General features: G+C 68.0%; 9 protein-coding genes and 1 pseudogene. 1 reads left to right on the top strand and 9 read right to left on the bottom strand.

The genetic code is table 11. From position 1 onward, the window contains the following. Positions 1–216 precede the first annotated feature (216 nt). Positions 217–297: pseudogene (locus HUU95_RS14830) on the bottom strand (PEPxxWA-CTERM sorting domain-containing protein); the annotation flags it as partial. A gap of 680 nt (positions 298–977) precedes the next feature. Here HUU95_RS14830 and HUU95_RS03430 point away from each other — a divergent pair. Continuing rightward, complete coding sequence (locus HUU95_RS03430; protein ID WP_174278819.1) at positions 978–1,607, top strand: CAP domain-containing protein; 630 nt, start codon at positions 978–980, stop codon at positions 1,605–1,607. 129 nt (positions 1,608–1,736) lie between these two features. Here the strand turns inward: HUU95_RS03430 and HUU95_RS03425 are convergent, their stop codons facing one another. The 8 genes from HUU95_RS03425 to HUU95_RS03390 all read right to left on the bottom strand — a co-directional run. After that, positions 1,737–1,886 carry a hypothetical protein gene (locus HUU95_RS03425; protein WP_174278818.1) on the bottom strand — a complete coding sequence of 50 codons (150 nt, stop codon included), beginning with the start codon at positions 1,884–1,886 and terminating at the stop codon, positions 1,737–1,739. Positions 1,887–2,006: 120 nt separating this feature from the next. Then, positions 2,007–2,639, bottom strand: a complete 633-nt coding sequence (locus tag HUU95_RS14445; protein WP_254602595.1) for a PEPxxWA-CTERM sorting domain-containing protein — start codon at positions 2,637–2,639, stop codon at positions 2,007–2,009. A 180-nt stretch (positions 2,640–2,819) separates the two neighbouring features. Next, complete coding sequence (locus tag HUU95_RS03415; protein ID WP_174278817.1) at positions 2,820–3,056, bottom strand: XrtV sorting system accessory protein; 237 nt, start codon at positions 3,054–3,056, stop codon at positions 2,820–2,822. A gap of 56 nt (positions 3,057–3,112) precedes the next feature. Further along, positions 3,113–4,516 (bottom strand): hypothetical protein, encoded by a 1,404-nt coding sequence (locus HUU95_RS03410; RefSeq protein WP_174278816.1) that lies wholly within the window; start codon positions 4,514–4,516, stop codon positions 3,113–3,115. 179 nt (positions 4,517–4,695) lie between these two features. Further along, entirely contained in the window at positions 4,696–5,445 is a 750-nt protein-coding gene (locus tag HUU95_RS03405) for a hypothetical protein (RefSeq protein WP_174278815.1), read from the bottom strand. Continuing rightward, entirely contained in the window at positions 5,438–6,637 is a 1,200-nt protein-coding gene (locus HUU95_RS03400) for a glycosyltransferase family 4 protein (RefSeq protein WP_174278814.1), read from the bottom strand. Before HUU95_RS03400 ends, HUU95_RS03405 begins: the two co-directional genes overlap by 8 nt. Positions 6,638–6,722: 85 nt before the next feature. Continuing rightward, the gene (locus HUU95_RS03395) at positions 6,723–7,250 is read right to left on the bottom strand and encodes a serine O-acetyltransferase (RefSeq protein ID WP_174278813.1); all 528 of its coding nucleotides are present in this window, start codon (positions 7,248–7,250) and stop codon (positions 6,723–6,725) included. Then, positions 7,247–8,322 (bottom strand): glycosyltransferase family 2 protein (locus HUU95_RS03390; protein WP_368039794.1); only part of this gene is annotated, 1,076 nt, incomplete at its 5' end. The genes HUU95_RS03390 and HUU95_RS03395, both read right to left, overlap by 4 nt.

Raw genomic sequence — 8,322 nt, 5'->3', positions numbered from 1 at the left:
CGCATGGCGCAGCGGCGGCACGGCGGCCACGCCGCCGGCGACGAGCGCGGCGGGACACACGCACAGCATCGCCTTGCCGGCCGCGCTGGTGACGGCGGCCTTCAGCCCGGTCGTGACGGCGAGGTCGCCCGCCTCCACGGCCACGCTGCCTGACCACAAGGCGGAGCCGCCGGCCAGCCTCAGTCCGGCGCGACCCGTCGGGCTGATCGCCACGCTACGCCGACGCCGCATCGCCACGCCCACGGCGCCAGCGCCGGCGATGAGCATCAGCCAAGTCGCGGGTTCCGGCACGGGGCCCGGCGTCGTCCCGGTACCGCCCGTCGGTGTTGGCGTCGGCGTCGGCGTCACGACGGGTGTCGAGGGCAGCGGGCTCGCGCCCGCCGCCACCGGCTGACCAAAGGCGACCGCGCCGATCACCGGCGCGGTGCCCGTGGCGCCGGACGGCGAGCCGCCAGCGTTGCCGGTCGGCGCGGCGGGCTCGTCGGGGATCGGCGACGCATAGGTCACGAGCGGAACGGCCGGCACCACGGTCGACTCGACCGGCGCCACCGGATCGCAATTGACGCGATGCCCCGCCGTCTGCGCGGGCTTGGTCCTTGCCGTGTGCCCCGCATGCCGCGCGATGGCGCTCGACGCCGTCATCCGATGAACCGCATGCCGAGCGGCCGGCACCGTCGCCACCGCTCCGACCATCACGGCCGAAGGACACGCGCACAACGCTGCTTTGGCAACTGTAGAAAGCGACACCCCTGTTCTCCCTTTAAATTTCGAGGATGATGTAACGACGTAGGTTAGTCAAAAGCTCCTTCAGCGACCCGGCCCGCCGATGTCACGTTTCGGGGCGACAGATGGTGAACGCCCCGTCTGATCGTGGTTACCGTTCCGTTCACCAGGGCATGGAAGGCTTTCTTCGGAGGCCCCCCGCTATCCCGGCAAGTGCGACGTCGCGGTCGCGCCTGTCGAAAGCTCGGACCATGATGATCCTGCCGCTCATCGTCGCCGCTGACCTTGCCGGTCATTGGCCCGACGACATGGCAGGCAGTCCGGCCATGAGCAGCGCCGTGCTGGCCGAGCTCAATCGGGCGCGAACGGCGCCGGCCTCGCTGGTCGCGGCGCTGCGGGAAGAGAGCGGCTCCTTCCACGACCGGCTCCTGTCGCGCGCCGGTGCCGAGGCCGCCTTCATGACGCAGGAAGGCGTGGCGCCGGTGATCGAGGCCATCGGGTTCGTCGATCGAGAGCCGGCTACCGTCGAGCTGGCATCCTCTCCCGTGCTGGCGGCGGCGGCGGCGGATCACCGGATGGAGCAAAGCGCCACGGGCCTGACCGGTCATGGCGGCAGCGACGGCAGCACGCCCGCCGATCGGGTGCGGCGTTACGGTGGCGAGCGTTATGTGGGTGAGGTGATCACCTATGGCTCGCGCGATCCCGGCGACATCGTCCGCCAGCTGATCGTCGATGACGGAGTAGCCGATCGCGGCCACCGACGACTAATGTTCGACCCGAGCCTGCGATATGCGGGCGTGTCGTGCGGGACGCATCCCGCGTATCGCTATGTCTGCGTAGTGACCTTCGGCCGGACGCCGGACGGACGTCCGCTACGCGATTGAGTAGGCCGGAGAGTGAGGCCTGACTAATGCAGGCACGATCTGTCCCAGTTCTCAATCCAGGCGATCAGTAGTTCAGTCTTGGGAACGAGCGGAGAGCGAACGATCGATAGACTCTCGACCACCCTGATCTCAATGCAGGATCAGCAACGCCAATCCGGTCAGGCCCAGCCACAAGCCGATCGTAAACAAGAGGCCGTTGAGCAATCCGCGTGCCGGGCTTAGCCCTTGCTTGCGTGCCAGCGACGCCTTCGACTCGGTAACTTGCTGATGTGCGGCCACGTTGTGCCTCTCCTATGGGTCCATAGCTGAACCGACAGACGAGTAACGTCAACCCCTCACATGAAAAGGGGCGACCCGCAGGCCGCCCCTTCTCCATCAATCACGCCAGATCGCTAGCGATCAGTAGGTGAACGCCACCTTGTCCGCCGAGCGGCGCCGAAGCACCGAGCCGACCAGACCGAAGCCCAGGATCATCATGCCCCAAGCCGCCGGCTCAGGCACCGAGGTCGCGATGTTGTCCAGCTCGAACGAGCTGCTGCTGCTCGAGAAGATCGCGCCGGTCAGGAGCGGGCCGCCGGTGACGCGGTACGTCACGACGCCATTGGTTTCCCCGCTGCTGCGATTGCCCGAGTCGATCGACGGATCGGCGACAATCGCCCCGCCGGTCAGGACCGTCGGTGCCCCGGATTGATAAAGAAGCGTCACCGAGTTGAACGAGTCGAGCGAGCCCAGCACGAACGACAGCAGACTTGTCGGATTGAAATTGATCGCGAAGCTGCCGCCGCCAAAGATGGTAGCGAAATTGCCCGTGCTGCCGAACGCGGGCCGAGCGCCGAGCTGGAAGGTCGAGTTATCGACATAGGCGTTGGGCCCGAGCGAGGAGCCGGGCGTCAGATTCTCGAAGTCATACAAGATCGTGGAACCGAGCGGGAGCGTGCCGCTGCCCGGAGTGTAGGTGATCGTCGTCTGCGCCTGAGCCGATCCGGCCCAAAACGCCATTGCCAGCGTGCCCGCCAAAAACCGCTTCATCATGTCGCAAACCCCTTACTAGAATCATCACTGCCCAGGAACGAATGCCAGCAGCGATCGAGTCAGTGCTGACGCTAACACAACGTTAGCCTTTTGCAAAAGCTCCTTTTGCGATTTATCTCGCAGTTGCACAAAAATGTCCCATCGCGAGACATGGGCCGGCAAACCCCCGCAAATGCAGAGTCATCGCCTGAATGGCTTGAGCACGAACCAGACATAGAGCGGAATCGAGGCGATCAGGAGGCCGGCCAAGATCGGATGGCCGTTGTTGCCGACCACGTTTCCCGCGGCGCAACACAAAGCCGGCGGGAGGTAATCGGTGACCTTGTCGACCTGAACTTCCGCCGTGGAACGCTGCAAAAACAACACGATCAGGCCGGCGAAGATGGCCACCGTCACCCAGTCAAAGATCGTGGTCACGCTTTTTCCTCAGCAATCGTGGGTGTCGTTCTATTCATCGCGCCTCGCCGACGCAATCACGGCGGTGGCCGGCCGTCGCCTCGCCGCTCGGCCATGAAGCGTTTGACCGCCGCCAGCTTGGGCGCCTGCGCGTCCGACTCGTCTTCCCACTCCGCCAGGCCCCACATCCCCCATCCCGATGGTCGTGACACGCTGTTGAATAGGCAGAGGACATCGCCCGAGTCGCGCCGCCACGCGGCGAGATAGCGGGTGATCAGGTCGACCATCGCCGGATCGTGCTGCAATTGTTCGGTCAACGGGGCCTGGGCCGGCAACGCCAGGCCGACGCCGCCTTCATAGGCGATGTAACGCTTGCCATATCTGGTCGCGATCCGGCGATTGGCGACGACCGCCTGGTCGGTCGCGACCAGCTCGGTCTCCAGCCGCTGCAAGCTGGTCTCGCGCGTGTTGGCGGTGCCGCCCAGCGTGGTGCCGAAATACGGCGCGGTGGCGAGCGCGTCGACATGGCTGGCGGTGTCGCCGAAGGCGAGCGCCGTCTCGCCGGTCGCCGGCCAGACATGCTGACCGCCGAGCACGCGGACCAGGCCGCGACGTCCGGCGAAGACGGCTTCCCAAATCGACATCACCTCGACCGTGCGCTGGCCATAGCGGCGGAGGCCAGCCTCCATGTCGGTGTCGCCGAGCTTGCGCGCCCGGCCCTCCGCCACCGCCTGGCGCCCCACGGCGAAGCCGTTGTTCCAGACCTCGTTGCCGACCTCGACATAGACCGATCGATCCGCCGGCAGCCGCGACCGGACCAGTCGCGCGAACTGTTCGATATAGTTGCGATCCGCGTTCCAGGGCATCACGAACCATGGATCGGCGCCGAGCTCGCCCGCCACCGCCAGCATGTCCTCGACGGAGACGCCGTCGCGGTCGAGGTTGAGCGCGGCGGGCGTATGCCGGTCGCGCCAGGCCACCGCCTCATTGGCATTGGCGTTCTGCCAATCCATGAAGCGGACCACCCCGAAGCCGCGCAGCTTCCCGAAGAACTCGGGCCGCCAGCGGACGGCGCGATCGAGGCGCGCTTCCCGACAGTCGAGATCGCGCAAGGGGGCATGGGGGTCGAAGCCCGTCACTTCGATCCAGGGAAAGGGCTGCTTGCCGTGCTCGTTGATCAGGCGAAAGCGCAGGCCGTGCGCGGATCGCTCGATCGGCCCGCCCAGTCCCCAGACACTCAAGCTCCCGGCGCCGGTAAAGCTACACCGGATGTCGATACCGGCGGCATCGGTCGGCGGCGCCACGATGAACCGTTTCACCATGCCGTCCGGCGGCACCGACAGGAGATTGCCCTGCCCGTCCAGCCGATCCTTGGACAGCATCCGCCAGCCCGAATCGAACCAGTCGGAGCCGACCATCAGGTTGGCAAATGGAGCGGTGGACGAGGAATAATGGACATCGGCAAGGTTGATTCCGACCATGGTCGGCCTGGGCGGAAGCGCTTGGGACAAGCCCGGCGTGGCCGGCGTAGATAGACCGAGCGCCAGCGCCGCGACGTGCCTGATCCGGGTGGGCAGGCGGTGCCCCGACCATCTGACGCCGATGACGGCCGCGACGATCGCCATGCAGGCAAGCCACGTCGCCGTCATCATCCGGCGCTTCAGATCCACAATCCCGGCACCCACCGGTTCAACAGCGCGCGAACCATCGACTTGGCGCGATAACCCAGGCCGCCATAGCGCATCTGATCATAGCCCCGCGTTCCTTCCAGCGTCGGCACGTGACGCATGCGCAGGCCGATCGACAACGGACCGCCACGCCGCGCGTCCAGCTGGTGCCTCAATATCTCCTCGCCCGTCGCGTGGGTGTCATAATCGTCGATCCGGTCGCCCAGCACCGGCGCGAACACGTCCTTGCGAAAGGCCGCCAGGTAGAAGTCGGTGAACTTGCGCGGATGGTTGCGTGAATTGACGTACACGTCGAGCGGCGGCGCCGTGCGGACGATCGCCCCGATGTTGCGCACGATGTACCGCCCGGTCACCTTCCACATCATCGTGCGGCCGGGCACCGACGCCAGCGCCGCCGTCGCGAACGCCTTTTTGAGCAGGTCGAGTTCCAGGAAAAATCGGGAATGCTGACCGACCGGTCCCGGCGCAACCCCGACAAAGGTCACGCGGTCCGCCAGGCCGGCGTCGCGCGCCAGCGTCGCCAGTTCGGCGATATCACTATTGGAGTTCTCGGCGAAGATGATGCGCGCGAAGGTTCCCGCCTCCAACTCGCCGAGATAGAATCGCAACGCCTCGCGATAGTCGTTCAACCGCTGGGCGGGATCGACATGGCGGAGCAGGAAGGTCCCCGGCGCCGGCGTGATTGTCGCCGTCATCAACAGGATGTCGTCGCGCTCAGCCATTGCCATAGGCCGCTTGCCATTCGTCGGCGACATTGTCCCACCCGAAGCGTCGCTCGGCGATGGCGCGCGCCTCTCCGACCAGGCGGTTCGCGCGCTCGGGATCCGCCGCCAGGGCGTCCATCGCCGCCGCGATGGCGCGCACCACCTGATCCTGGGAACCCGGCTCGATCAGGATGGCCGACTCCTGGTCCGCCAGCATCGTCGGGCCGCCCCAGCGAAGGCAGATCACCGGCAGGCCTGCCATCATCGCCTCCTGCACGACGATGCCGTTCGCCTCGGCGAGGCTGGGGACCAGATAGCCGCGATACTCGGCCATCCGCGCGATCAGGGCGTGGTGGCTCTCCATCCACCCCATGAAGCGCACCTTGTCGGCGACGCCGAGCCGCTCGGCCAGCCGCGCCAGCGCGTCGCGATACGCGCCGTCGCCATAGATGTCGAAGCGGATCGGCCGGGTGACGTATTGCAGCGCCTCGATGGAAAGCTGCACGCCCTTGTGCGGGACGAGCCGCCCGCTGGTCATGAACCGGTCGTTGATCCCGTCGTGCCGGATCAGCGGGTGGCGATCGAACTCGTCGGAAATGCCGCTGTCGACGACGTCGCGCATCCGGGCCTGGGGGGCGCCAGCCCAGCCGAGCGAACGACGCGTCCGCTCGCCGCCCGACACCAGGATGCGGCCGAAATGGCGCTTGTCGCCGAACGCCACGCCCGCCACGCGCTGCGCCAGATAGTGGAACAGCCGGCCGAGCTTGAGCTTCATCGGCTCCTCGCGCTGAAAGGCCGGCGGGTAATAGATGTTCCCGGTCAGCGGCCCCAGCACGTTGGTGGCGTCGCGCAAGGGAAAGCGCGGCAGGATCGGCGACACCGGACACAGGTAATGGAAGATCGCGTCCGGCCGCTCGGCCAGCATGCGGCGCAGGATCGGGCGGGCATGCCGGAAGAAGAACATGTCCACCAGCGGCCGCAGCGGCATCGCGGTCCAGGCGAGCTTCTGGCCGATCGTGTCCTCGACCACGAACGTCGGCACTTGCGGAAAATCCCGTTCCATCACCGGCGCCGAACGGCGATGGGTCACCACGGCGACATCATGGCCGCCGGCGACGAGGTGGCGCAGGAACTGGTAGGCCTTGATCGCCTCTCCACCCATCTGCTCGGAGATGTTGGGCGTGACCAGGACCGTCCTGCCGCTAGTCACCGCCTGTCACCCCGCCTTTTTCTGGTCAGCCATGACGGGTAAGCCCGCTGCCGATGTTTGTCACGGCCTATTCCGCATCGCAGCATCACCCCCGTTCCCGCCCCGATTGCCGGACGGCGGCAGGGATCCCGCTCACCGTCGCGCCGGCGGGGACGTCGTGGAGCACCACGGCGTTCGCGCCGACCCGCGCGCCCCGCCCCAGCCGCACGCGACCGAGGATGACGGAGCCCGCGCCCAGCTCCACTCCCGCCTCCAGCACGGGCGCGGCGGTCAGGTCGTCCAGCCGGCGCAGACCCAGCGTGCACCCCTGCCGAATGATGCAGCGGTCGCCGATCTCGCAATTGCCGTGCACGACGATCGCGCCCTGATGCTCGATGACCACCCCTTGCCCCAGCTTGACCGTATAGGGCAGTTCGATGCCGTACCGGTTTCGGCACCGCCGGAATGCCCAGCGATACAGGATGCCAAAGGGCGCGCGCAGCGGCCTGGAGCGAATCCCCATCCGCCATACCCCGAACCGGTGCACCGCCACCGCGCGGAAACCGGGCCTGGTCCAATCGCGATCGTGCGCGCGCCAGTCGGCGGCGACCTGCGCCCACAGACCCGCGCTCATGCCGCCTCCTCGGCGGGTGCCGGGCGCTTATACTCGATCAGCTCCACTCGCCGGCCGCGCCAGCGGGCGAGGTGGAAGCGGATGATGCCGAGCGCGTGCGGCGGCTTGTCCAGCATCAGGAACCAGGACCAGACCAGCGCCTCCCGCACGGGCCGCAACCGCGCCTCGCGCCGACCCAGGCGAACGAACTGCGCCAGCGGCAGCAGCGCCAAGACCCCCGCCGCGACGACGGGCCACGCACTGCCCGCGACGGCCCCGCCGACCAGCAGCGCGACGATCGCCGCCGGCAGGATCGCGCCCCAGCATAGCGCCGCCCGGACGCGGCGCCGCCACTCGCCGGGATGCCGCGCCTCCAGCTCGGCATAGGCATGGCCCGAGCGTTCGGCGCGGCGCCACCATTGCGCGAATCGGGTCATCGCCGCGTCGTGCAGCGTCATCTCAGCCGGCAGGCACTCGATCCGCCAGCCGAGCGCGCCCAGCCGCATCGACAGGTCGGGCTCCTCGCCCGCGATCATCTCCGCCGGATAGCCGCCGGCCGCGTCCAGCGCCTCGGCTCGCAGCATCACGTCGCCGCCGAACTGACGCTGGGGGCCGGGCGGAACCGCCCACTCGATGTCGCACAGGCGGTTATAGACGCTGGCGTCCGGCGCCACCTCGCGCCGTCGACCGAACACGGCCGCCAGCGTCGGCTGCGCCGCCAGCGCCGCGCGCGCCTGCGCCGGCCAGCCGGACTGAAGCATGCAGTCGCCGTCGACGAACTGGATGAACCGGATGTCCGGCGCCAGCGCCGCGCGCCCGGCGTTACGCGCGCGCGCGGCGGTGAACGGGATCGAGAGATCGAGCGCCACCACCGTCGCTCCGGCCCCGCGCGCCGCCGCGACGCTGCCATCGGTCGATCCCGAATCGACATACACGATCGGCACCCCGGCGCCGATCGAGGCGAGGCAGCGCTTCAGCCGGTCGCCTTCGTTGCGCCCGATCGCCACCACCGCCAAGTCGGGCGCCACATCAGGCGCCAAGCCCGACACCAAGCCTGGCGCCGCCGCGCTCACCGCGCCATCCAGGCCGGGCG

The organism is Sphingomonas bacterium, from assembly GCF_903643065.1.
Taxonomy (GTDB): domain Bacteria; phylum Pseudomonadota; class Alphaproteobacteria; order Sphingomonadales; family Sphingomonadaceae; genus Sphingomonas.
The sequence above is the reverse complement of the archived record's forward strand: the minus strand, read 5'-3'. Positions and strand labels throughout refer to the sequence as shown.